Source organism: Henriciella sp. (assembly GCF_029937755.1).
Taxonomy (GTDB): domain Bacteria; phylum Pseudomonadota; class Alphaproteobacteria; order Caulobacterales; family Hyphomonadaceae; genus Henriciella.
On the sequence record NZ_JAPYPG010000004.1, the window covers coordinates 152,407 to 176,378 of the forward strand.

Sequence of the window (23,972 nt, forward strand, 5' to 3'; positions counted from 1 at the left end):
CACGCCTTCTCAGGCGCAAACCCTCTCTAGAGCCCTCAGATGTCCGCAATCTCGCGGACGTAGCTCTCAATCACGGGACCATTAAGCTTTAGTGCTCTCTGGCCCTTCCAATTCCCCATTTCCCCCTGAGCGATCACTGCCTGGCCGTTCATTGTCTCGGCACACAGCATCAACTGGCCTCCCTCGGTCCCAGCCAGAGGCAGGACCTGACCAATCTCGAATCGCGAACAGTCGGCGATCGTCATGCCGAGGCTGTCGAGAACGACATCCAGCCGGATTGAGGACTGTCGCAGGCGTGTGCGAACTGTCTCGCTGTCGGACGCTCCGTATCCGGCGGAGCGGCCCTTCTTGCGCCCGCGTATATCCGCCGCAAGCTTTTCCATGCGCTCAAGATCGAAGAAGAGCCGGATCTCAGGAGGCTCCTCGCCCCCTTCCAGCAGCCAGCCATCCTCGCTGCCTTCGGCGGCCAGGACGATATTGATCTGCGCCAGGCGGACATCTGGCTCGATGGCATCGCTCACGGCCGCAGGGTCGCCAAGGGACAGGATGTCCTCCGAGGCCGGCTTGTCGGAAATCGCGTCACGAACTTGCCGCCAGAGCTTTGAAGCGGGCTGCTCGCTCATCAGCTTCAGGAACAGGTCGGTCGCGCCCAGCAGGCTATCTGTGGACTGATGAAGGCGCTCGGCGGCATAGCGTGCGGCCCCCGGCCGGTCGATTGAAATGGCCAGTAGCGCGGCGCCTGTCTTGGTTAGCGAAACGAAGGAAAAACGCTCGGCCAGCTTCTTTTGCGCGGCCGCTCCTCGGACAATCTGACGCCCGGAAATACGCGCTTCCAGCTCATGTCCATAGACGTCTGCCGCCCAGCGCTTTGCCGCACCCACAAGGGCATCCCACAATGGCGCGCACTGCAGCACTTTCGGGGGCAAACTCCCGGCGGCACTAATTTTCTTCCGCAGTACAGCAGACACGGGCACACCTATGGCGACAGTAATTGATCCTGTTACCGAGCAGTGAATTTATTTGGTTGATGAATCGTTATCGCGGCAGCGCGAATACTCACTCTTGCGTATAAGCTTATTTGAGGAGGCTTTGTTATTTACCCTGCTGCAGCATCAAGGCGGGGCAACATGGCAGAACAGCCATCTCAACAGGTTCAACCTATCATCATCAAGAGAAAGAAGGTGGTGAAGGCCGACGGCCATCATGGCGGCGCCTGGAAAGTGGCGTATGCGGACTTCGTCACAGCGATGATGGCATTCTTCCTGCTGATGTGGCTGCTCAATGCGACAACCGAAGAACAGCGCAAGGGCATCGCCGACTATTTCAATCCGACCATTCCGGTCAGCCGGATTTCAGGCGGTGGCTCTGATGGCCTGAACGGCTCATCCATCATGACCGAGCAGACCTATGCCAAGATGGGCACCGGCGCGACGCGCAGGAACACGGTCGACTACCCGGAATCCGATGGCGCCGGAAAGAACGATGCCAGCAATGAGGAAGTTGCCGAGAATCTCGAGACGATGAGGGCCGAGCTGAGCAAGCACTCCCGCCAGCTATCAGAGCACCTCATGGTCAAGATGTCGCCCGAGGGCATCGTCCTGGAGATTGTCGAGTCCGACAGCTCTCCGCTCTTCGCCCTTGGACAGAGCGAGCCGACCGACCTGCTTGAGCAGCTCCTTGTCATGGTCAACACATCGCTCGGAAGCTTCGAGAATGACATCAAGATCGTCGGTCATACCGACAGCCGCCAGTATCGTGGTGGTGGCACTTATGACAACTGGAACCTGTCGGCAGACCGCGCCAATACCGCCCGTACGCTTCTGCTCGATGCCGGGCTCAAGGGAACCAGGCTGAAAGAGGTTTCGGGCCGCGCAGATACCGATCCCCTAGTGCCCGGCGACCCGACGGCAGCGCAGAACCGGCGCATCTCCATCACCATTCTCACCCACGAGTCCGGCGTGCCGAAAAGCTGATTATTCGCTTATTAACTAAAGACGGCCAACTTTCTCCGTACACATTCGGTAGGAGTCCGTCTAATGACTATCTCGTCGTCCCTGAACGCTGGCGTTATGGGTTTGAATTCCAATGCCAGCCGTCTTTCCACCATTTCCGATAACATCGCCAACTCGTCGACCTATGGCTACAAGCGTAGCCAGGTAGACTTTTCGAGCATGGTGCTAGAGCAGCGCTCGGCGGCTTATTCCGCTGGCGGCGTCCGGGTGAATACCTTCAAGGACATCGCAGCGACCGGCTCGCTCATCTCGACCGGTAATGCCACCGACATGGCTGTCGCGGGCCGTGGTTTACTGCCAGTGACCGACAGCACCGGCGTCGACTCGCTCGCAGCCGAACGCGAACTGATGCTGACCCCGACGGGCGCCTTCTACGCTGACCAGAACGGCAACCTGCGCACGCAGAGTGGTCTCTTCCTGCTCGGCTGGCCTGCGAACCAGGATGGCCAAGTCGGCAATGTCAGCCGCAATAGCGGCATCAATCTCGAGCCAGTCAACATCTCCGCCTCGCAATACACTGCTTCTCCGACGGAATCTGTTGAACTGGGCATCAACCTGCCCGTCGACGCGACCAAGTCAGGCGCGCCGGGCGATAGCTATCCGCTGCCAATCGAGTATTTCGACAATCTCGGCCGCGCCCAGACAATGACCCTGGAATTCTCGCCGACGATTCCTGGCAGTGGCTATTCCAACCAGTGGAGCGTTGAAGTCTTCGACAGCGCCGGTGACCCGCTCACATCCATTGGCGATCTCGACATCACTTTCGCAGATACACCGACCAATGGCGGCCGGATCGACACCGTGAACGCCACAAATGGCGCCACGTACGACGCCGCCACCGGCCGGGTTTCGCTGAACCTGCCGCACGGCCCGGTCGATATCTTCATCGGGCGCCCCGGCGACAGTGCCGGCATCACGCAGCTTTCCGCCCCCTTCTCCCCGACGGCCGTAACCAAGGACGGTGCGCCGATCGGCGACCTTCAGTCGGTCGAGATCGATGAGGACGGTTATCTGAAAGCCATCTACAATACCGGCTTCCGCCGCACGCTCTACCAGATCCCGGTTGGCGACGTACCCAACATGAACGGTCTCAAGTCTCTGGACTCGCAGGCCTATTCGGTCTCCGCGGAAAGCGGCAACCTGTATATGTGGGATGCTGGTACCGGCCCGGTCGGCACGGTTTCGGGCTATGCCCTGATGGAATCAACCACCGACATCGCGTCGGAGCTGACCGATCTCATCGAGACCCAGCGGGCTTATTCCTCGAACGCCAAGATCGTCCAGACCGTGGACGAGATGCTTCAGGAAACCACCAATCTGAAGCGCTAAGACGCTAGATGAAAGGCGGATGAATCCGTGAGTCTTTCACACGCCATAAACGCGGCGCGATCCGGCCTTCAGGTCAGTGGCCTGAGGGCCGACATCGTTGCAACGAATGTCGCAAACGCAACAACGCCGGGCTATGTCCGGCGTTCTGTCTTGCTGAGCGAGACAATTGTCGGGGCCGATACCCAGGGTGTGCGCGCCGTCGGGATCGACCGCGCCCGCGATGCCGGCCTGACTTCCGAACGTATGTCGCTGACCAGCGACCTCTCACGCGCCAGCGTTATGGCATCGGCCTGGCAATCCATCTCCTCGCGCGTCGGGGACTCTGCTGACGGCTCCGGCCTGTTCGGCATGATGTCCGATCTGGAATCGACCCTGAAGGCCGCTCAGGCCACACCGGAGTCGAAGGCAACCGCGAACGCCGTGCTCGATGCCGCCCGCGCGCTGACCAACGAATTCAACAGCCTCTCCAAGATGGCTGCCAATCAACGCGCTGAAGCTGACCGCGAAATCGCCGATGGCGTGGATATCGTCAACAAGGCCTTGAGGGACATCGAAGCGCTGAACGCGCAGATCTCCAAGATGGACCGCACGACCTCCCAGGCCGCGGCCCTGATGGATGAGCGCCAGCGCGTTCTCGATACCGTGTCTGAATATCTTCCCGTTGAAGCGGTCCAGCGCGATTATGGCATGATCGACGTTGTGACCAAGGAAGGCGTCTTCCTGCTCAACGGTACGGCGCGCCAGATTGAGTTTACCGGGTCCAATGCTTTCGGGCCCGACCAGACCTTCGACGGCGGCCAGCTTTCCGGGCTGAAAGTCGGTGATACAGACCTGACTCCGGGCGGGTCCAACTGGTCTGCTGCGTCCAGCGGCCTGTTCGGCGCGCTCTTCACGCTACGCGACAACGACCTGCCGGAGTTCAGCAGCCAGCTCGACACGGTCGCCGAAGACCTCGTCGCACGCCTGTCGGCTGACGGCATCGACCCGACAACAACCACAGGCGAATTCGGCCTGTTCGCGGATCCTGGCACGCCGGGCGATCCAGGCCTAGCAGGACGTATCTCCGTCAACGCTGCCGTTGACCCGGCGCAGGGCGGTGAAGTCTGGCGGCTGCGCGACGGCATGAACGCAGCCTCTGAAGGCGCGCCTGGCAACAATTCAGTCCTGTCTGCCATGATCGAGGCCCTGACCAGTGGCCGCTCGATCAGCGAGAATGGAATCCAGGGCAGCTTCACCGCATCGCAACTGTCTGCGCACCTGTCGTCGATGGCTGGCCAGCGGCGCATCTCAAACGAAGCTGTCCTGTCCTCCACGTCTGCCCAGCAAACGATGGCCCTCGAGGCCGAACAGTCCCAGACTGGTGTGGATGTCGATGCCCAGATGCAGGATCTGCTGATGATCGAACAAGCCTACGCCGCCAACGCCCGGGTCATCGAGGTTGCCAGCCAGATGATCCAGAGACTGATGGAGCTCTGACATGAATAGACTGTCTATCCCGTCCGCGCTGCTCAGTGCCAAACTGACCCAGAACGTGGCAGACCTGCGCTCCCGGATCAGCGCGGTATCAACCGAAGCCACAACCGGACAGCGTGCAGATCTCACCAAGCACCTCTCCGGGCGTATCGGTGACGCAATGCTGAGCCAGAAGGCCCTGCAGGACATCACCAGTGAGCGCAGCACACTTGGCATACGTGAAGCGAGGCTCGACCTCGTCCAGCAAAGCCTTTCAGGCATCCAGACCACGACGAACGGCCTCTCGGCGCGGCTGCTTTCAGCCGTCGGGATCGGCAACGAGTCCGAAGTGACTGCAGTTTCGCGCGATGCGAAAAATGCTCTCGAAAAGGTCTTCTCATCACTCAATGTCCGCCATGGAGAACGCTTCCTGTTTGCGGGCGACGCAACCTCGACCCAGCCATTCGGAGACACCGATCAGCTGCTTTCGGACGTGCGCCAGATGGCGATCGATGCCACCGATGCCGCCGACTTCGAAACCCTGATGGATGATTATTTCAATTCACCGACCGGCGGCTGGCAGCAGACCATTTACCAGGGCTCAGCGACCGCCTCTGATGGCGACGCTGTAACGGCAACAGATCCGGCACTGCGCAAAGTCGTCGCCGGACTCGCTACGATGGCTCTTGCCGGACAGGACAGTACCCCGGCCCTTCTTCAGATTAACATGGGCGCGCTCCAGTCCGCCGCGGACAAGGTATCCGAAGGTCAGGTGGACCTCACGAATCTGCGTGCCGGCCTCGGCGTCACGCAGGAACGCATCACAAGCAGTCAGGAAGCGCTCGATGTCGAGGAAACCATCCTCACCGAGGCTTTCACCAAGATTGCAACGCGCGATCAATACGAAGCGGCGACGGAACTACGGGAGCTGGAGAGCAATCTCGAAGCCTCCTACCTGCTCACTGCGCGTCTCTCCAACCTGTCTCTTATGAATTATCTGAGGTGATCCGATGAAGCGTCTCATCCTCTTCACCCTGCTGGTGAGCCTTCTGCACATCACGGCCCCGCCCCCGGCCGACGGGCAGACGCGAATCCGCGACATCGTCGATGTCGAGGGCGTGCGCCAGAACGACCTGATCGGCTACGGCATCGTTGTCGGCCTCAACGGGACCGGCGACACGGTGCGCAACTCGCCCTTCACCGAGGACTCGCTGACCTACATGCTCGAACGCCTCGGCGTGAATGTGCAGGGCGAGGACATCAAGCCGGACAATGTCGCCGCCGTTCTCGTCACCTCTACCCTGCCCTCCTTTGCGCGCAACGGGTCTTCGGTCGATGTCTCGGTCTCCTCCATCGGCGATGCAAAGAGCCTCGAGGGCGGGACGCTTATCCTGACGCCGCTCAAGGGCGCGGACGGGGAAGTCTATGCCGTCGCCCAGGGCAGCATTGTCGTCTCCGGCCTTGATGTGCAGGCCAACGGCGCGAGCGAACGACGCGGCACGCCCACGGCGGGCGCAATCCCTAACGGCGCACGGGTCGAGCGCGAGATCGGGTATGAATTCAACCAGCGCGAATCGCTTGTCCTGGCCCTGCGCGATCCGGACTTCACCACGGCCGCCAATGTCGAGGACACGATCAATATGGCCATGGGCTCTCCGGTAGCCTTCATGCGCGATCCGGGCACGGTCGATCTCGACCTGCGCTCTCTGTCAGGCTCGCCGTCGCGTATCCTGGCAAGCATCGAGAACCTGCCTGTGGAGGTCGCCGTACCGGCCCGCATCGTCATCGACGAACAGTCCGGCACCATCGTTCTCGGCGAGGATGTGACCATATCCAAGGTCGCCATCGCCCAGGGTAATATCTCCATCAAGGTGACCGAGACGCCTGTCGTCTCCCAGCCCAACCCCTTCTCGGACGGCGAATCCATCGTCCTTCCGCGCTCCCAGATCGAGATCCGCGAGACGGGAACAGACAATGTCGCCCTGCTCAACGCCAATGTGACCCTGTCGCAGCTCATCGACGGGCTGAATGCACTGGGGGTCTCGCCGGGCGAGATGGCCGACATCATCCGCACGATGAAGGCCGCCGGCGCCATCCATGCCGACCTGATCGTGCGCTAGCAGCGCCATCGGCAAGACTTCAATTATCTGGAAGAGGCGGCCAGTCCTGGCCGCCTTTTTCAGGCTCAGGCCGCTGGCGGTTTTTCCAGCGTGATCAGGCCTCTGCGTTTCAGCGACATGAGCGCCGTCAGGAACTCCCGCTGGATGGTCTCGGTCTCTTCAGGCGTTACGGCCTTCGCATCCTTGAGCTGGTCTCGATACTGATCGGCGAGACGCGAGGAGATATTGCCAAGCAGGTATTCCTGCACACTCGCCGTTGAGCCTTTCAGCGTGGACAGGAGGCGTACCATCGTATCCTCACCAAGCTCACGGAAAACCACCGGCACAGCGCTGCGCGGCAGCATTTCGGCCAGTCCTTCAATCGTGAAGATGACCTTCTCGATGCTCTCGAGCTTGCTTTCATGCTCGCTCTTGAGGAAGGCCATCATCCGCTCCCGGCGATCGCTCGGCACAAGGCTCAACAGCTCGCCGATGGATTCGAGGTGCGCATTGTCTTCCTCGCCGTCCTCTTCCTGCTCACTGTGGAGAAACTCGATATCGACCATGCGGGCGATGACCGAGTCGACCTCAGCGTCGCTGTGATCACTCTCCACCAGCGATCCGATCATGGGGTCGAGCTTCTCGTCCTCCAGATGCGCAACAATCTCTGACGAGACCGAAACGTCGAGCTTGCGCAGGATGAGCGCGATGAGATTAGGGGTCAGACCGTTCAGATAGGCCGCCGTCTTTTTCGGATCCTGGCGTTCCAGCTGGACCCATGTGCTATTGCGGTCCTCGCCAGCAGTCTCCTGCGGGCTTTCACCAAAGATCAAGCCAAACCGTTGATCATCCAGCAGGCCAGATACGATCGCGCGTGCCCGGTCAGGTCCGCCGCGGAAAGACCCGCTCTGGGCCCGCAAGTGCTGCAGGAAGTCGATCACAATCTCGGCGAGCTCTTCGCGCGCGAGGTATTGTACCGTTTCAAGCGCAGAGGAAACCTGGGCGAGCGCCTGATCGTCCAGCTTGTCGACGATCGGACGCGCGGCATTCTCTCCCAGCATGGCAATCACGACCGCCGCACGCTGGGCACGGCTGATCGATCCAGAGCCACCACCGCCGTTCTTGCCGCCCTGAATGGGCGTCAGTGTCGGGGCAGCGCCGCGGCCTTGCTGTGCTTTTGCTGCTTCGCTCATCCTGAATACCCTCGCAACAGCGCTTCCGTGATCTTCAGCCAGCCATCGGCCAGGACGAAGAATCCGACCTTGAATGGCAGCGAGACCACTGTTGGCGGAACCATCATCATGCCGACCGCCATGAGGACGGAGGCGACAACAAGATCAATCACGAGGAACGGTAAAAAGATCACGAAGCCGATCTGAAAAGCGTGCTTTATTTCCGACAGCATGAAGGCCGTCGACAGGAGCGAGAAGGATGGCGGCTCGCCTTCAATGACAGGCCGCCCGAGCGCATCGCTGAGCACGGGTATGGCTTCCGGGTCCGTGCGCGCGGTCATGAATTCCCGGAAGGGCCCTGTCGTCGCGTTCCAGGCCTGTGTCTCGGCGATCTGGCCCTGGGTATAAGGCTCGATGCCGTTCGCCCAGGCGGCGGTGAATGTCGGCTCCATGATGAAGAAGGTCAGGAACATCGACAGCGCCATCAGCATCATGTTCGGTGGCGCCTGCTGCACACCAAGCGCCTGACGTACGAAGGAAAAAACGATAATCAGGAAAGGCAGGCAGGTGACCATCATGGCAAGCCCGGGCACCAGGCTCAGGAGCGTCACCATGACGAAGAGGATGATGACGGTACCGCTGAGACCGCCCTCCCCGCCATTGAGAAGGTTGCCTACAGGCGGCAGACCACCCGCAGCCTCCTGAGCGGAGGCGCCAAACGCAAGGGCGCCCGCAAGCAGGATAAGGAGAAAAGCACCGCGATATCCGCCGGCTGCCTTATCCATTCCCCTCTTCACCTTCTTCCACGATTTCGGTGATCTTTACGCCAAGCCCACCCTCGTCGATCTCGATGAGTTCGCCGCGCGCGATGAGTTTGTTGTCGACCGTCAGGCTGACCGGATCCTCAATGCGCGATGTCAGCGCGATGACTGAATCCGGCCCAAGGTCGAGAATTTCCGAGACGCTGAGGCGCTTCTGCCCGATTGATACGGTCACGGTAACGGGGACGCTGTAGATCGAGCGCCTGAACTGGTTCGCCGCGGACGTATCGCGGCGGTCGAGCATTTCATCTTCCGGTTGCGCCGGTTCCGGTTCGGCCATGTATCTTTCCCCTCTTTTTTCGCTATCAGCTTGTCTTCAACCGGGCCGTGCATGCCTCCAGAAGACTGGCAAAATCGAAGTCCATGCCGCCATCTCCCCAAGATACGGTGGCACGATTCGGGCCGGGATTCTCATCCTCGATGACGTGACAGATCCCCGCAAGTTGCGGTGACTGCTCGACAATGTGCTGCAGGTCTGCAGCAAGCTCGGGCTCGGCACGGATCTCCACAGAAGGGGCCGAGGCTGGCATCAGGTCAGGCAGGTTGCGGGCGATCTCTTCGGCAAGGAAGGCACGCCCGAGCTGCGGGAAGAGCTGCTCGGCCATGGCCGTCAGACGCTCTTCCGTGCGCTGTATGGCGTCGCGGCGCACCTGATCGGACAGCTCGGCAAGCGCATTCATGGTCTGCTCAATGATAGCGAGCTTGCGAACCGCTTCCTCGTGTAGATCGGCCGTCTCGTCGGCCTCTGTTTCTTCGCTGCTGGCTGCCGGGGAGGTCTCGTCCTCAGTTGAATGCCCGAGGAAGCCGGCATGCGGCGTCTCGGTGTTATCGAAGCGCGGCAGGTGGGAGAAGTATGACTCACTCATTCACGGCTACCTTGCGGTCGTCTTCCAGCCAGGATTGCAGAAGCGCGGCCGTCTCGTCCTGGCGTTCGCGCGTATAGTCCTTGAGGAAATCGAACGGATCGGCCGGCCCATCGGCCCCGCCGGCAGTGCTGTTACCGATGAGCTGTGGCGCGTTGAGTTCGGCGCCGGTTGAGGCTGCCCCCTGTTTCAGCATCGGGCGAATGACGCCGAAGGCGAGCCCGAGGACGATCAGGCCGAGCATGCCTGCCTGGGCCGCTTGCCAGCCATAGCGCTCGACCATCGTCTCGACCATGCCCGGCGCCTCGACCATCTCAGGCACCTCTGGGGTCTGGAATGGCATCAGCTCGACGGTGAGCGAATCGCCGCGCTGGATATTGAGGCCGGCGCCGGCAAGGATCAGCTGCTCGAAATCGTCGATCACCTGCTGCGAGAGCGTGCCCGCATTCGCAGAGCCCTGATCGATGCCGAGGGCCTCCTGATTGAGAAGCACGGCCACGGAAATTCGTTCGACCTGGCCTGGAAACGTCTCCGTCTCTGTGCGCGTCTCGTTCATCTCATAGGCGACGCTTTCGGTGGAGTTGCGCACCGAACTGGAGCGGCCGCCACCTTCGCCGCCGTCCTGCGGAAGGTTGCTCGCTACCGTGACGCCGCCACCAGCGCCGGCATTAGTTTCGCTGACATCATTGCTCGTGCGGTTGCGGATGACCCGTGATTCCGGGTCAAAGGTGACTTCAGACACGCGCTGGCGTTCACGCGTGACATCCACGGTTGCAGAAACCCGTGCATTCCCCGGGCCTACCCGCGCCTCAAGAAGGCGCATGATTTTCTGCTCCAGCGCACCGGCCTGAGAGTCTGCGATAAAGGAAGGCTGCTCTCCCTTCGCGACATTCGGGCCGGCGATCATCCCCTTCTGCGGGTCGATGACAGCCACGTCTTCCGGACTCAGTCCGGACACAGCGAGCGCGACCATGTACTGGATGGCTTCTGCCTGTTGCGGGCTCAGGTCACGAGCGGTCTGCAGCGTCACGGAGGCTGTTTGTTGCGGGTCCGACCGCGCAAAGCCGGATCGCAGGCTCGCGCCGATATGCACGCGGGCCGACTGTACGCCGTTGATGGCAAGAATTGTCCGTGTCAGCTCGCCTTCCTTGGCGCGCCAGTAGGCGGCATTGTACATTTCCGAGGTGATCGAGAAGCCGTTGACGTCGTCCAGCAGCTCATAGCCGCGAACGGATTGTTGCGGCAGCCCATCCTTTGCAAGCGCGAATCGGACATTGTCGCGCTGGCTCTGCGGAATGAAGATCGACTCACCCTTGATCTCATACTCGACGCCACGCTTGTCGAGCTCCTCGATAACTTCGCCCGAATTGCCCGGTTCCAGTCCCGAATAGAGCAGTGCCATCGGCTCCTGGACCGCTCCACGGACGATCATCGTCATCGCGAGAACGACGCCGACGACAGCCCCCGCCAGGGCGAGCTGGCGCGGCAAGGACAAGCCTTTGAGCGTCTCGATAAACTTCATGAAAGGTGGGGCCCCGCTACCAATCTATCCCTCTTGTAATGGTTAACGTTTCCCGCGAATTCCTTAACGCTTCCTTTACCCGGTGTTGATTACAGCAGACGCCATACGGAACGACTCGGCGAGAGGGGCTGAATGGCTGCAGAAACAGATCAAGCACAGGCAGAATCTGCCTCCGATTCGGGCGGTGGCATGATCAAGTTTGCCATGATCGGCCTTGTGTCGGCGGCGGCGTCCTTTGGCGCGGTCTTCTTCCTTGCGCCTTCCGGAACCGCTGAAGTGCCTGTCTGCGTACCGGCCGAATCACATGCCGGCTTCACGCCGGATCCGCTGGCGCGCGAAGATCAGGCTTATACCGAGATCGGCGAGATCCTGATCACGATCGGGAATGAGCCAGCGAGCCGCTATGTAAAGATCAAGACCGCCATCGTCACCGACAAGGCGAATGCCGGGAACGTCAAGAAAGCCGAACCGATGCTGACAGACGCTTTCATCAGCTATCTGCGTTCAGTGGAACTGGCTGACTTCGAATCAGCGTCATTCTACCCGCGTCTGCGCGAACAGCTTTCGCGACGTGCCGAACTGGTGCTTGGCGGCGAGGTCTCGCGCGGCGTGCTGGTAACGGAGTTTCTGCTGAGGTGATGGATATGGATCAAATGCTTGTGCAGCCGACCGACATCGCCCTTTTTCTGGTGTCGTTCGCCGCCTGCGTCTACTGCTTCATCCTGAGCCGGCGTCTGAAGGCGCTGCAGGATACCAAGGATGGGCTGGGCGCAACCATCGTGGCGCTGTCGAAATCCGTTTCAGCGGTGTCCTCAGCGACTCATGAGACCCGCGCCCAGGCCGGGGAGCTGGCAAACCGGCTGTCGTCGCTGATGAAGGATGCCGACCAGATGTGCCACCGCCTGTCAGAGCTCACCGAGGAGCTCGACAGGGCACACAACAATGCCAGCATGAATGCGAATGCGGCCCAGAGCGAACTCAAGACGGCCATGAACGACCTGCTCGGCCAGTCACGCGAAAGCATGACCGAGATGCGTACCCTGCTGCGCCAGATGCGCACGGTGACGGGGGTCGCAGCAACGACCATCCGCAATTCGGACTTCCTGTTCGATGAAGAGGAAAACGAGCTTGTGGAGAGGAGCCTCTAGCGATGGCTGGCAAGAATACCCGCTCCAATGTGCTGCTCACGCTGGGTGTCCTGTTTACCATAGGCGGGGCATCGCGCATCCTTCCGCATGCCTTCGCCGCAGCGGAGGACACACCGCCATCCCAGGAGGAAGCCGCAGCCGGGAAGGCCGGTCTGGTGCCAGCCTCCTATACGCTGGACGAGGATGCAGACGCCTCCGCTGAGCGGGTCTGCTTCTCCGGGGAAGCCGCTGCGGCACTCGCCAAGGATCAGGCCGCTTTCGATGAACGTACGGCTGCCCTTCAGGAGGAAGAGCTTTCCCTGCAGGCACGCCGCCAAGAACTCGACAGTCAGGCCGAGGAGTTGCAGGCTCTCCAGAAGACGCTGGAAAATCGCTGGCGCCAGATGTCAGCCTCTGCTGACCAGGATATCGAGCACCTCGCGCAGATGTATGCTGCGATGAAGCCCGATCAGGCAGCGGCCATCTTCAACCAGATGGACCCGGGCTTCGCGGCTGGTTTCCTGCGTCTGATGCCGAGCGACCAGGCGGGCATGATCCTGGCGAGCATGGATGCCAGCAAGGCCTATGTCGTCAGCGTGAAACTGGCGAGCAAGAACGAGGACATCCGCAAGGCGCAGAAATAGTCTTGTGGCCGATCAGAGCGTTTCGAGCAGTTTGGAAACAAGCTCGTTGACCTGGGTGCGCGTGGTTTCGATAACAGACAGACGCTTTTCTCCATCGATGCCGAGCTGCATCGCCGCCTGCAGGCGCTCAGCCACCTGACCCGCCTTGGGCCGGGCCTCGGAAACCAGAAAGTCACTGCGCCCGACTTCGCCGAAGAAGCCTTCCATCTTGCTGTCCCAGCCAAGCCCGACATGCGGGATGCCATAGGAATAGGCAATGATGTTGGCATGCAGGCGGTGTGCGATAAGCCCGTCCAGCCCTGCGATGAGGGCCGCCAGGTCGCGCGGCTCGGTAAGCGCGGGAGCGGGACGGATATGCCCGGACGTCTTCAGCGCATCTGGCAACCCGTCATGGACCGCACCCGCGAACCTGTGGTCGTCATGCGCGCCATTGGTAAATAGCTGGATATCATAGCCCAGCTCCAGAAGGTCTTCACAAAGCGTCGTGAAGAACCGTGTCCAGCCCCTGCGGTCGAGGCTTTCCCGGTCAGCGTGGAGCTTGAGCGTGCTGGGATTGGTCAGGCCAAGGCCAATGACCGGCCGCTCTGCGGAGGCGCGCGGCTCATGCGGATAGGTATCGCAGGACAGAAGGCCAGGATCGTTGACGATGGAGGCTGCCGGTGGCGCAAAGTCCTTGTCCCAGCGCGCGCGCGAGCGTTCGTCCCTTACACAGGCACAGAGAAGGCCCGCGGAAAAAGCCGACCGGAACAGCGCAAGACCGGCCTTGGTGAAATGGCTGCCGACGCCGGCGCCATAGACACCAACTGGGACGGAGGCCTCTCCGGCTGCATAGGCCGCCGCATCGAGCTTCAGCGGGAAGTTGAGGTCTGCATCGGCGATCAGCTGTCCCCCGCCGATAAGCGCCGCGTCTGCGCCGCTCAACGATTCAGCATAGTGGCGCGCAAGCGATTTGCGGATCATGCGCTTCAGGATCTGTGCGACCACCTGCCGGCGCACCGATTTCGGCAACCGGTCCAGCACAGCGAACACAAGCTCGCGCGAGCGGTTGATGCCCTGGCCATAGCCCTTACGCCCGGCAATGTCGCAACTCTCCACCTTGACGGACGGATGGCTTGCCCGAAGGCCAGCCTCCAGGCATTCGGCAATGATTCCGTCGCCCAGATTGGGCGAGTACTTCACGTTCAGCAGGACAAGCTTCATGACTGATCCGGCCTAGAGGCGCGTGATGTATTCGGGCGAGATCTTGCCACTGACAATATGGCGAATGGCAAGCCAGTTGCCCTTCACCCGTCCCCAGCGGTCGACCCACGGCTCAGGCCGGAAGGTCTTTGCATGATTGGCGATCATGTTGCGGCTCATCAGCTTGAAGGCCTTGGCGCGGCGCAGCGAGCCCTTTTTCATCAGGTAAAGCGGATTGGCAATCTGCGAATAGCCGAGCCGGAGACCCGGTGAACGAGCGGACTTCACCCCGCAATGGACGCCGATGAAGGCGTCAGTTTTCACCAGCCGGCCACGCTTCAGGAGGCGGTTGGAGAAATCGACATCTTCCAGCCAGCCATAATAAGGCAGCGCCTCGTCGAACCGGTCGTCACCGATCGCACTGGCCCGGTAAGCCATGTTGCAACCGTAGAGGTCGAAAACCGGATTGAGAATTCGTGCCTTGCTGCGCGGCTTCTGGTCATGCGCATCGACAATCTCGCAGGCCCTGGCATAGGTCATGCCCGGTCCCTTGATGTCGTCATGCAGCAGCTGGCCGGTAATCCCGACAACATCCGGATTGGCGTTGAAGAAATTCTCGATGCCTTCGAGCGCGTATTTCGACGCGACATAATCATCGTCGAGGAAGACGATGTAGTCAGCTTTTCCGTCCAGGGCCTCGAGTGCCCGGTTTCGTTGGGCGCACAGCCCTTTCGACCCCTGCACGACAATGACCTTGTCCTCGTCCAGATCAGACGGCAGGTCTTCGGGCCCGGTCACCGAAAGAAGGATGATATCGGCAGGCCGTGTCTGCCGGCTCAACGCATCGAGATTCTCTCTCACCGTTTCCGGCCGGCCCAGTGTCGCGATAGCAACCGCGAGCCGGGATTGTGCTTGCATCATGAATGTGTCCCCTGAGAGCAAATCTACATTCCAATTTGGCTCTCGTCGATGCAAGTCTTCTGCCAGCAGAAGGCCATCGTCTGGTGTAAAGATTGCACAGGGATGGGAAGAAGGAAATTCAGGGAATTCGCAGCGTGCCAGGCATCGATCACATCGTCATTGTTCATGACAGCGTCGAAGCACGCGGCGGTGCGACCGGCCTTGCCCGGCTCTCGGCGCTGGAATATCGCAAGCGCGGCCACCGCGTCTCCTATCTAACTGGAGAAACGGGCGATGAAGAGCTCGTCGCAGCCGGAATAGAAGTGCACGGTCTCGGCCAGGCCAAGCTCAACGCAGCCGGAGCGCTGACCGCCCTTCGGAAAGGCTTTCACAATGGCGATGCCCAGCGCCTTGTCAGTGAGTGGATCGCGGCAAACGATACACCTCAAACTGTCTATCATCTGCACAACTGGTCACAGATCCTGTCGCCCAGCGTATTCACGGCGCTGAAGCCGGTCGAAGCGCGCACGATCGTATCCTGCCACGACTTCTTTAATGTCTGCCCAAATGGCGGCCTGCTGAACTTCCAGAGCGGAAAAGCCTGCAACCTCAAGCCAATGTCGGCTGCCTGCTGGTCCAGCCAGTGCGACCGGCGCAGCCCGCTGCACAAATACTGGCGCATGGCCCGGCATGTCCGGCTCAACGGCCTGGCGGATTTTGCGCACTCCGACATGACCTTTGTCTGCCTGAATAGCGGTATGGAGCAGGTCATGCGGGATGTCGGCTTTGCGGCACCGAAACTCACCAACATCCCCAACCCGGCCACGCGCTATACCAAGGCGCGCATCGAAGCCGAGAAGAACCGTCCGTTCCTCTATGTTGGCCGCATCAACAAGGAAAAGGGCGCCGATCTCGCGGCTGAGGCGGCAAACCAGGCCGGTGTCCCGCTCATCATGGTCGGTGAAGGTGATCTCGCCGCTCCCCTCAAGGCTGCGTATCCGGATATTGAATTTCCCGGCTTCTGCACGCGCCAGCAGATCGTGGACTTCGCCCGACAGTCACGTGCGCTTCTTGTGCCCGGGCGTTGGCGTGAACCGTTCGGCCTGGTGATTGCCGAAGCGGCCGCGAGTGGCCTTCCCGTCCTGCTCTCGGAACCGAGCACGCTGGCCGCCGACATCGCCCGCCTCGATATGGGCCGCGTCTTCGATCCGAACGCACCAGAGGTGCTGACCGCCATCCTCACAGAACTTGCAACCGATGACGCACAGATCGAACGGCTAAGCCGGAATGCCTTCGCGCACGCATCCGAAATCTGCTCGACCACGGATGAATGGATCGATGGCTTTCTTGAAATTTTCGCACGCATGCCGGGACTGGCCTCATGACGGCCATTGCGCATAGACTGATACTTCGCGACTGGGACACGAAGCGGATGAGCCGAACGCATCCGGCACGAGGGGACGCATGAGTGTCGAACTGATCGGCCTGATCACGATTGCGCTGGCAGGCGCAGGCCTCATCCACTCCAGGCGGATGTCGATCATCGTGCTGTGCATCATGGGTCTGCTGCAGGCGGCCGCAGCCCTGTTCCTCGGCGGCGCGAACATTACGCCGGGCCATCTCAGCCTTGGCTTTTTCGTCCTTGCCGTGCTGATCCGCCGGGATGGTCTCAGCTATGCCTTCGCATCCATGCACCCGCCACGAGCAGGTTTCTTCCTGCTGCTTCTGAGTCTCTGGGGCGTCTTCTCCGGCTATGCGATGCCACGAATGTTTGCCGGCGAGTTCATGATCTTCCCGCTGAGCAGCGACACGAAATTCATCAACGAAGTCCCGCTCTTTCCAGTCTCGAGCAACTTCAACCAGTCGATCTACTTCCTCGGCGGGCTGCTGACCTTTGCCTTCACCTCTTCCATGGCGCGGACCAACCGGCTGCTGCAGGCAGCTGGCACGGCCGTCGTGATCGCCGCCGCGGCAAACATCGCGATCGCCATCATCGACACGGTGACCTTCGCGGTCGGTGTTCCGGATGCGCTTAGCTTCCTGCGTAACGCCGAATATGCGCAGCTCTTTTCCCACCAGTTCCTGGGTATCAAACGGGTCACCGCCTCCTTCCCCGAGGCCTCTGCCTTTGCCGGGGTCGCGGTCGGCCTGTTCGCCTATTGTCTGCGTCTTTGGCGCGGCGGGGTAATGACGAAATATACCGGCCCGATTGCGCTCGGCACGCTGGTCGCAATCCTGTTTGCACTGTCCTCGACCGGCTATGTCGCGCTGATGGCATACCTCGCTTGTGTCTACATGCGCGCGGTCACGGGGATGGAAGGCCGCATCGGGCGCAGCCGGAAGATCGCCACAAGCCGGGCGCTGTTTGTCTCTTCCGGCCCCTTCGTAGCCCTGTGTGTCGCGGCAGCCGTCGCCGTGCGGCCCGACCTGCTGGACCCGGTGGTTCAGATCTTCGACAATTCCGTCACAAGCAAGCTCGGCAGTGCCAGCGGCGTGGAACGGATGTCCTGGAACATGGCCGGCATCAATGCCTTCTTCGAAACCTGGGGCCTCGGCGCGGGGCTTGGTAGTGTGCGTACATCGAGCTTTCTTGTGGCCGTAATGTCCAATCTCGGTATTCCAGGACTCGTCCTGTTCGGCCTGTTCTTCGTGCGCATCTTCCGGGGTCCCGAGATCAGACATGCGCGCTTTGCGGACAATATCTCCATTCAGCATGCAGCCGCTGCGCGGTCGGGCTGTTTTGCCATGATTATAGGGGCCAGCCTGTCGTCCTCGGCAGTCGATCTCGGCATCCTCTTCTATGTTCAGGCCGGGATTGCCTGCGCCTCTCTGTTCACGCGGCGTGTGCCCGCTGAAGACCTGATCCGTGAAATGCCGGCTGAAGCCTTCGAGCCTCCCGCCGAACCCACTGCTGCTTATGTCCGCCCATGAGGCGACACAGTCAAACCGACGGAGACTCCGACCATGAGCGACCAAAACGACACTGAGTCAGCCGATGTCCTCGAAGCCCTGGACCGGGTACTCGAAGAGCTCCGGCGCGAATTCAAGGCCAATCCGGCCTTTGCCCATCGTGTCGTGCGCGCGCTGGGCGCCAACGTGGTCTTCGATCCGAAACACGCTGCAGTGCTGATCAATCCTGTCGAACTTCTTTCAAAGGAAACGCCGGAGCGTGCAAAGGAAACCCTCTCCGGCCTGGCCCCTGCCGAGCTGAAGAAGATGGCCAAGGCTTCCAAGCTTGCCACGCCGACCGACATGTCCGGAAAGTCCAAGGAAGCCCTGGTCGAGATGATCCTGAGGCGCGCCGATCTTCGGCTGCAATCGCGCCAGTCGGACGTCTGAGACAATAGAAAAGACCGTCCCGGCGCCACAGCGCGGGACGGCCCTGCCTTCAAGCCAATCTAGTTTGTGTAGTACTTCGCGTAGGACTTGTAGCCCGAGTGGCCATAGCCTTGGCGGTGATACTTGCTCGTATCCACGCGGTTGATGACCACACCGGCAATCCGGGCGCGGAAGTCACGCAGGATGGACAGCGTCTGTTTCAGCGCGGCACGGTTCGTTTTCAGCCAGCGCGAGACAATGACGACCTGGTCGACCTTGCTGGTCAGCACGCGTGTCTCCGCGAGGAGAAGGAGCGGACCGGTATCGATGATGATGAAGTCGTAAAGGTCCTGCAGCTGATCCATGAGCTGGTCGAAAGCCTTCGACCCGAAGACATCACGCGGTGTATGGCGTGACGGCGTCAGCGGCAGAATGTGCAGGTTACTTGCTTCATCGACAGTGACAGCTTCCTCGATCGTGCATTCGCCGAACAGGCATTCCAGGAAGCCGCGCTCGGGCGCTTCTTCCATCACCGTGTCGGAGAGACGCTTGCGGCGGAAGTCGCCATCGATGATGAGGGTACGCGTACCCGACATGGCCGACATAAGGCCGAGACCATGCGTCATCGTCGTCTTGCCTTCATCAGGCTGCGACGAGGTGATTGCGACGGTCTTCACAGGCGCGTCCAGGTCGGCGAACATGATGGAAGCACGCAAATTCCGGAAGCTCTCGGCATAGGCCGAGGTCGGATTCTCCAGAAGGTAGGCGCGATGATCCTTCTTGGCCGGACCGGTCAGGCGCGGGAAGTTGCCCAGGAATGGGACACGGAAATGCTCCTCGATTTCCTCGCCGCTGGCAATCTGGCTGTTCAGGGCTTCGGCACCGATAATTGCGCCGACACCAAGCATCAGACCAAAGATCAGGCCGACGGCCAGATTGAGCGAGGTCTTCGGGAAAGAGGGCGCCCGCGGCACAGGCGCTGCAGACAGGAGGCGCGCATCCGGCTCGGCAAGGCCTTCAGATTCATTGGTCTGCTTGAAACGCGACAGGAAGGCTTCGTAGATCGAGCGTGACGCTTCAGCATTGCGCTCAAGTTCGCGCAGGCGCACCGACGCCTGATTGTTCTGGGCCAGCGTGGAGCGCATTGAGCCGAGATTGGATTCCAGGCTCTGCACACGCTTGCGTGCGATGGCGACGTCGCCCTCGATATTGGAGACAATCCGGCGCAGCTCGATCTGGATCTGCTCGTTGATGCCCCTTTCTTCCTGATTGATCCGCTCGATCTCGGGGTGCTTTGGCCCGTAGCGGTTCTGCAGGTCGGCCTTCTCGCGCTGGATTTCGGCCTGCTGGCGGCGAAGGTTCGAGATCACCTGGGAATTCAGGGCTTCGCCACTGACATCAGCAGACCCACCGCTCTGGGTCATTTCCCGAAGCGTCGCCAGACGGGCCTCAGCCTCTGCAAGTTCGGCGCGCTGCACGATCAGCTGGGCATTGAGGTCACTCATCTGCTGTTCGTTCAGCGTGTTTGTACCGGCGCTGATAAGGCCGGAGCTGGCGCGGTAGGCCTCGACGGCGTTTTCGGCGTCGTTGACCTCGGCGCGCAACTCGGACAGGCGGTCCTCCAGCCAGGCATTGGCCCGGCGGGTCGCATCGAACTTGGCGTCGAGCTGCTCAACGAAATACTGGTCTACAATCTGGTTGGCGATCGCCGCAGCAAGTTCGGGATCATGGCTGTTGGCGAAAATCTCGATGCCGTAGGTTGTGCCGATCCGGCGCGCGGATGTGCTTGAGAGGAGCGCGGAGACAACCATCTCCATCTCCTTGGTCTCGCTCGGATCGCCCGTCTGTGCATTGGCCGGACCGGCGCCAAGAAGGCCTTTGATCTGCCCCTTGATCTTGTCCAGCGTGCTCGCCTCGCGGAGCATCGGATTGAATTCCGGATACGAGGTCAGGTCGAGCTGGCGAACCACCTTCTCGGCCAGCGAGCGCGAGCGGATGATCTCCACTTCAGTATCGACAACGGTGGATTCAGGCGGCGATCCCGCCAGAACCGATCCAATATCGACAACGGTGTTGTCCCGCGAGTCAATGATCACGGACGCGCTGGTCGAATAGACCGGCGTTGCCCGAAAGGTGAAGACCGCGACAGCCACGAACACCGAGATCACTACCAGAAGGAAAAGCGACAGCCGCCGGCGCAACGCCCGCAACGCCTGCTTCGGATCGGTGATCTTCTCTTCAGATCCCCCGACTTCAGACGTGTAGTAGGGGCGGTTCGCATACCGCGTATCAATGGGGAACTGGCTGTTCACGTGTCTGGATCCGTCTGGTTATGCATTCTTGCTACGGGCGGAAGGTCGAGCGTTCTGGCTCAAGGTGTCAGGGTCAGCGTGACGAGCACGCGATTGTCGCTGAAGGGGCGAACGTCCGACTGCTGGTCGAAATAGGTGTAGGACACGTCCACCGATGCATTGCGGTTGACCTTCCAGAGCGATCCGAGGCTGACACCATAGCGGTCATCCTCGCGATTTATGCTCTCGAAATCGAGCGTAGACACTTCCACACCGGCATTGATCAGCCAGTTACGGCGCAGCTCATGGTCGACACCGACGGAGACAGCTGTCTCGGTAGCGCCCGCAGCAGCCCGCAGGCCGGGATCGACGACCCGGCGAGACGCGGAGGCGGAAAGCGTTGTCAGCTGGGTGACAAACCATTCGGCATTGCCCTGGATGGACAGGCCGTCGACATCCTCGAAGGCGGGATCATCGAATTCGTACTGGTGATAGCCAATACCGATGTCGCCGCGGATCAGGATAGGCAGTTCGAAGTTCACGCCACCACGGATGATTGTTCCTTGGGAGTCCCGGTTCAGCACACCCGCAGTATTGGTCTCGTCATAGTCCCGTTCAGTGAGGCTCCCCTCGGCGAACACCGCCCAGTCGCGTGCCGGCGCATAGGAGACGCGCACAGAGCCCGACGTCTGGTCATGATCGCGGAAGTCCTGCTCCAGCACGCCACCGCCAACGAGGCGGCCGTCCTTGTAGTCATAGGTATCCAGGCCAAGCCGCCCGCGAAGGGCAATGCGGCCAGCTTCGTAATCGCCACTCACTTCAGCACCGGTGCGCTGGACCTCGATACGCTCGGCAGCGGCCGGGTCGCTGGCGGGGGCGGAACGGGGTTCATTGAACTTCTCGGCCGATGCAGCCCCCGTGAAACTGAGATCCGTGGTCGCATCAAAGCGGCCATAAAGACGTCCGGCCAGATCCGTTGCGGACTCCGACCCGGTGTCCAGGTATTCATTGTGCTCAGCCGAGGCGGACGCCCCGATCGCATGGCGAGACCATGTGGTCTGCAGATCCAGCGAAGGCGCCAGGAGCGCAAACGTGTCGCCTGTCTCGTTGGTTGTGGAAGCAAACAGGTTGCTGCGATAGCCCACACCGGTCCGCAGGGCGGCCCGGGCCTCCATGGCGCCGAGCCGAATTGGCACAGGGTCATATTCGGGCTGCGGGCGCTCCGTCACGGAGACATAGCGGTTACGCTCGAAAAAACTGTCTTGTGCCTGCGCACTAAGCGATACCAGCCCAAGGGCCATTGCCGTCGTTGCTGTCACGAGGTGTGCGGATTTGATCATGTTGGTAGTCCCCAAACGTCACTCTACTGTCCCTGCAAGCAATGCTGATACCAGTTCAGCACAACTTGGTGAATTCCTGCCTAACTGCCCTGCATATAAGATCTGCAGAACATCCGTCCCGGCCAGGGCCAACCGGCCTTGATCCGAAAACCGGGCGCCCGGCCAGCGAGCGCGGAGTGCTTTGCTGTGGGCATTGCTTTATCATCGCCGCAGCCACTGCGAAGGCCAGCTATTACTTGCCTGTTCCGGCTCGTCCCGGAGCCGTCGTTACAGTAGCGTAACAGGCACAGGTTTGCACCCGCTTTTTTGGACCGCTCATGGGCGGATCAGAAGAAGCGCTCAACGACACGAATGGTGTCGCCCGGCTGAACCTTGAGACTGGGCTTGAGCTCGACACGGATTTCCTGGTCAGTCTCGACGCTCTTGATCAGCACAAAACGCTCATTGGCGCGATAGGTAAAGCCTTCCGCCGTCGCGATCGCGTTCATGACCGTAAGCCCGCTGGTATAGGGATACTCCCCTGGCCGCGAAACCTCGCCCAGAATGTAGTAAGGCCGGTAATTGATGACTTCAGCGCTGACACGCGGCTCCCTGAGATAGCCATCGGCAAGCCTCTGTTCGGCCGTGCGCTGAAACTCGCGCACTGTCATTCCTTCAACATTCAGATCACCGACGAGCGGCATGGAAAGGAAGCCCTGGCCGTCGACAACGAATTCGCCTGACAGCTCCTCTTCGCCGTACACGGTAACCCTGAGACGGTCGGCACTGCCGAGGCGGTACTCAGTAACCGTACGCTCCGTTTTGATTTCAGGGGTGTCACTATCACGGTTCGCCTGGACCGGCGCCGACTGGCAAGCCGCCAGGGCGAAGGCTGCAACGAAAACGGCAAGGAAGGAGCGCCAGAATGATGTCAACATGATCTTGGAAGGCCTTATCGTGTCTTGAGGAAACTGATCTGATCCTGTTCGAGGCGAACCGCGGTCAGTCGCCCACTGAAGTAAGCGCCTGTATCGACATTGATCCGCCGATGATCATTGTAGGCATCATCAGCCGGCGTATGTCCATGCACCACAACGACGTCGTCACGGCCAGGCGCGTTGAGAAACTCTTCCCGGATCCAAAGCAAGTCCTGTTCCTGCTGTTCTTCGAAAGACCGTCCGGGCCGCGTGCCCGCATGCACGAAACCATAGTCTCCCAGACGCACGGACAGCTCGAGCGCACGCATGAAGTGGAGATGGTCCTCGGGGAATTTCTCGGTGAACTGGCGATGGGCTTCCACCCACTCGTCATTCATGGTCATGCTGCGTGGTGGGCGGACCCCGTAGGAAACGAGCGTTTCCCGTCCCCCATAATTGGCCCATTCCGGCCCACGCTCAGCACTTTCAAGGAAGTTCATCAGAGCCGCTTCGTGATTGCCCTTTATGAAATACGTCTCGAAACGGGACAGCCTGTCACTCATCAGGAAGTCAATAACCTGTTTCGACTGGAAGCCCCGGTCGATATAATCGCCCAGCATGACAAGATGAGGCGTCGCCTCACTCTTGGCGGCATCTTCCTCAATGCGGGCGAAAAGAGAGATCAGCAGGTCGGCGCGGCCATGCACGTCCCCGACAGCATAGATCAGAACCCCGTCGGGAAGGTGCGCGGGGGCGGCGTCGGAAGAAGAACCTGCGATAGACGGTGACGTTGCCTGCGGCTGGCTTTGGGCTGGTACGTGTTCAGCACGCCTGCTGGACGGCATCTGACCAGCGCCCGGCAGACGCGCCTTCGTCCAGTCATAGGCATAGCCCACCCGCTCTCCAACCTCGGAGACGAGTTTGAACCATGTACGCCGTAGCTTTTGAGCTACGGTTCGGGCTGTTGACTGTCGAGCCAATCTGTCCCCCTCGACACCGCTCGGAGC

23 protein-coding genes are annotated in these 23,972 nt (G+C 60.7%); 11 read left to right on the forward strand and 12 right to left on the reverse strand.

Features of this window, described 5'->3' with window-relative positions:
- Positions 1-35: 35 nt before the first annotated feature.
- Positions 36-881: a FliM/FliN family flagellar motor C-terminal domain-containing protein gene (locus Q1K29_RS10505; RefSeq protein WP_300394447.1), complete on the reverse strand. Its 846-nt coding sequence runs from the start codon at positions 879-881 to the stop codon at positions 36-38.
- A gap of 246 nt (positions 882-1,127) precedes the next feature.
- On the opposite strand from Q1K29_RS10505, the gene Q1K29_RS10510 reads away from it, so the two are divergent.
- The 5 genes from Q1K29_RS10510 to Q1K29_RS10530 all read left to right on the forward strand — a co-directional run bounded on the left by Q1K29_RS10510 (position 1,128) and on the right by Q1K29_RS10530 (position 6,913).
- Positions 1,128-1,973 carry a flagellar motor protein MotB gene (locus Q1K29_RS10510; RefSeq protein WP_300394449.1) on the forward strand — a complete coding sequence of 282 codons (846 nt, stop codon included), beginning with the start codon at positions 1,128-1,130 and terminating at the stop codon, positions 1,971-1,973.
- A gap of 63 nt (positions 1,974-2,036) precedes the next feature.
- Positions 2,037-3,341, forward strand: coding sequence for a flagellar hook-basal body complex protein (locus tag Q1K29_RS10515; protein WP_300394451.1), 1,305 nt, complete (start codon positions 2,037-2,039; stop codon positions 3,339-3,341).
- 27 nt (positions 3,342-3,368) lie between these two features.
- Positions 3,369-4,817: a flagellar hook-associated protein FlgK gene (gene flgK / locus Q1K29_RS10520; protein ID WP_300394453.1), complete on the forward strand. Its 1,449-nt coding sequence runs from the start codon at positions 3,369-3,371 to the stop codon at positions 4,815-4,817.
- 1 nt (position 4,818) lies between these two features.
- Positions 4,819-5,799: a flagellin gene (locus tag Q1K29_RS10525; RefSeq protein WP_300394455.1), complete on the forward strand. Its 981-nt coding sequence runs from the start codon at positions 4,819-4,821 to the stop codon at positions 5,797-5,799.
- 16 nt (positions 5,800-5,815) lie between these two features.
- Positions 5,816-6,913, forward strand: coding sequence for a flagellar basal body P-ring protein FlgI (locus Q1K29_RS10530; RefSeq protein ID WP_350210666.1), 1,098 nt, complete (start codon positions 5,816-5,818; stop codon positions 6,911-6,913).
- A gap of 65 nt (positions 6,914-6,978) precedes the next feature.
- Here Q1K29_RS10530 and Q1K29_RS10535 read toward each other — a convergent pair whose 3' ends face one another.
- From Q1K29_RS10535 to fliF, 5 genes are read right to left on the reverse strand one after another with little or no spacing between them, the layout of a single operon-like run.
- A complete protein-coding gene (locus tag Q1K29_RS10535; RefSeq protein WP_300394459.1) occupies positions 6,979-8,085 on the reverse strand; it encodes a FliG C-terminal domain-containing protein in 1,107 nt (368 codons plus the stop codon).
- The gene (gene fliP / locus Q1K29_RS10540; protein WP_300394461.1) at positions 8,082-8,849 is read right to left on the reverse strand and encodes a flagellar type III secretion system pore protein FliP; all 768 of its coding nucleotides are present in this window, start codon (positions 8,847-8,849) and stop codon (positions 8,082-8,084) included. Before fliP ends, Q1K29_RS10535 begins: the two co-directional genes overlap by 4 nt.
- On the reverse strand, positions 8,842-9,165 hold the full coding sequence (locus Q1K29_RS10545; protein WP_300394463.1) for a FliM/FliN family flagellar motor switch protein: 324 nt from the start codon (positions 9,163-9,165) through the stop codon (positions 8,842-8,844). Before Q1K29_RS10545 ends, fliP begins: the two co-directional genes overlap by 8 nt.
- Before the next feature lie 25 nt (positions 9,166-9,190).
- On the reverse strand, positions 9,191-9,751 hold the full coding sequence (locus Q1K29_RS10550; RefSeq protein WP_300394465.1) for a hypothetical protein: 561 nt from the start codon (positions 9,749-9,751) through the stop codon (positions 9,191-9,193).
- Positions 9,744-11,270: a flagellar basal-body MS-ring/collar protein FliF gene (gene fliF, locus Q1K29_RS10555; protein WP_300394467.1), complete on the reverse strand. Its 1,527-nt coding sequence runs from the start codon at positions 11,268-11,270 to the stop codon at positions 9,744-9,746. The genes Q1K29_RS10550 and fliF overlap by 8 nt, the downstream gene beginning before the upstream one ends.
- Positions 11,271-11,402: 132 nt before the next feature.
- On the opposite strand from fliF, the gene Q1K29_RS10560 reads away from it, so the two are divergent.
- The 3 genes from Q1K29_RS10560 to Q1K29_RS10570 are packed head-to-tail and all read left to right on the forward strand — an operon-like array spanning position 11,403 to position 13,041.
- Entirely contained in the window at positions 11,403-11,909 is a 507-nt protein-coding gene (locus tag Q1K29_RS10560; protein WP_300394469.1) for a flagellar basal body-associated FliL family protein, read from the forward strand.
- 5 nt (positions 11,910-11,914) lie between these two features.
- Complete coding sequence (locus Q1K29_RS10565) at positions 11,915-12,418, forward strand: DUF6468 domain-containing protein (protein WP_300394472.1); 504 nt, start codon at positions 11,915-11,917, stop codon at positions 12,416-12,418.
- Positions 12,419-12,420: 2 nt separating this feature from the next.
- On the forward strand, positions 12,421-13,041 hold the full coding sequence (locus tag Q1K29_RS10570) for a hypothetical protein (protein WP_300394475.1): 621 nt from the start codon (positions 12,421-12,423) through the stop codon (positions 13,039-13,041).
- Between the two features lie 12 nt (positions 13,042-13,053).
- Here Q1K29_RS10570 and Q1K29_RS10575 read toward each other — a convergent pair whose 3' ends face one another.
- Both Q1K29_RS10575 and Q1K29_RS10580 read right to left on the reverse strand, forming a co-directional pair.
- The gene (locus Q1K29_RS10575) at positions 13,054-14,241 is read right to left on the reverse strand and encodes a polysaccharide pyruvyl transferase family protein (RefSeq protein WP_300394478.1); all 1,188 of its coding nucleotides are present in this window, start codon (positions 14,239-14,241) and stop codon (positions 13,054-13,056) included.
- A 12-nt stretch (positions 14,242-14,253) separates the two neighbouring features.
- A complete protein-coding gene (locus Q1K29_RS10580) occupies positions 14,254-15,141 on the reverse strand; it encodes a glycosyltransferase (protein ID WP_300394480.1) in 888 nt (295 codons plus the stop codon).
- Between the two features lie 134 nt (positions 15,142-15,275).
- On the opposite strand from Q1K29_RS10580, the gene Q1K29_RS10585 reads away from it, so the two are divergent.
- From Q1K29_RS10585 to Q1K29_RS10595, 3 genes are all read left to right on the forward strand, one after another.
- Positions 15,276-16,505 carry a glycosyltransferase gene (locus Q1K29_RS10585; protein WP_300394483.1) on the forward strand — a complete coding sequence of 410 codons (1,230 nt, stop codon included), beginning with the start codon at positions 15,276-15,278 and terminating at the stop codon, positions 16,503-16,505.
- 79 nt (positions 16,506-16,584) lie between these two features.
- On the forward strand, positions 16,585-18,051 hold the full coding sequence (locus Q1K29_RS10590; RefSeq protein ID WP_300394486.1) for a hypothetical protein: 1,467 nt from the start codon (positions 16,585-16,587) through the stop codon (positions 18,049-18,051).
- A 33-nt stretch (positions 18,052-18,084) separates the two neighbouring features.
- Positions 18,085-18,459 (forward strand): hypothetical protein, encoded by a 375-nt coding sequence (locus tag Q1K29_RS10595; protein WP_300394489.1) that lies wholly within the window; start codon positions 18,085-18,087, stop codon positions 18,457-18,459.
- Positions 18,460-18,518: 59 nt separating this feature from the next.
- Here Q1K29_RS10595 and Q1K29_RS10600 read toward each other — a convergent pair whose 3' ends face one another.
- From Q1K29_RS10600 to Q1K29_RS10615, 4 genes are all read right to left on the reverse strand, one after another.
- On the reverse strand, positions 18,519-20,750 hold the full coding sequence (locus Q1K29_RS10600) for a polysaccharide biosynthesis tyrosine autokinase (RefSeq protein ID WP_300394492.1): 2,232 nt from the start codon (positions 20,748-20,750) through the stop codon (positions 18,519-18,521).
- Positions 20,751-20,809: 59 nt separating this feature from the next.
- The gene (locus tag Q1K29_RS10605) at positions 20,810-22,069 is read right to left on the reverse strand and encodes an outer membrane beta-barrel protein (protein ID WP_300394495.1); all 1,260 of its coding nucleotides are present in this window, start codon (positions 22,067-22,069) and stop codon (positions 20,810-20,812) included.
- 326 nt (positions 22,070-22,395) lie between these two features.
- Positions 22,396-22,986 carry a polysaccharide biosynthesis/export family protein gene (locus Q1K29_RS10610; protein WP_300394498.1) on the reverse strand — a complete coding sequence of 197 codons (591 nt, stop codon included), beginning with the start codon at positions 22,984-22,986 and terminating at the stop codon, positions 22,396-22,398.
- A gap of 14 nt (positions 22,987-23,000) precedes the next feature.
- Entirely contained in the window at positions 23,001-23,945 is a 945-nt protein-coding gene (locus tag Q1K29_RS10615; protein WP_300394501.1) for a metallophosphoesterase family protein, read from the reverse strand.
- Positions 23,946-23,972 lie beyond the last annotated feature (27 nt).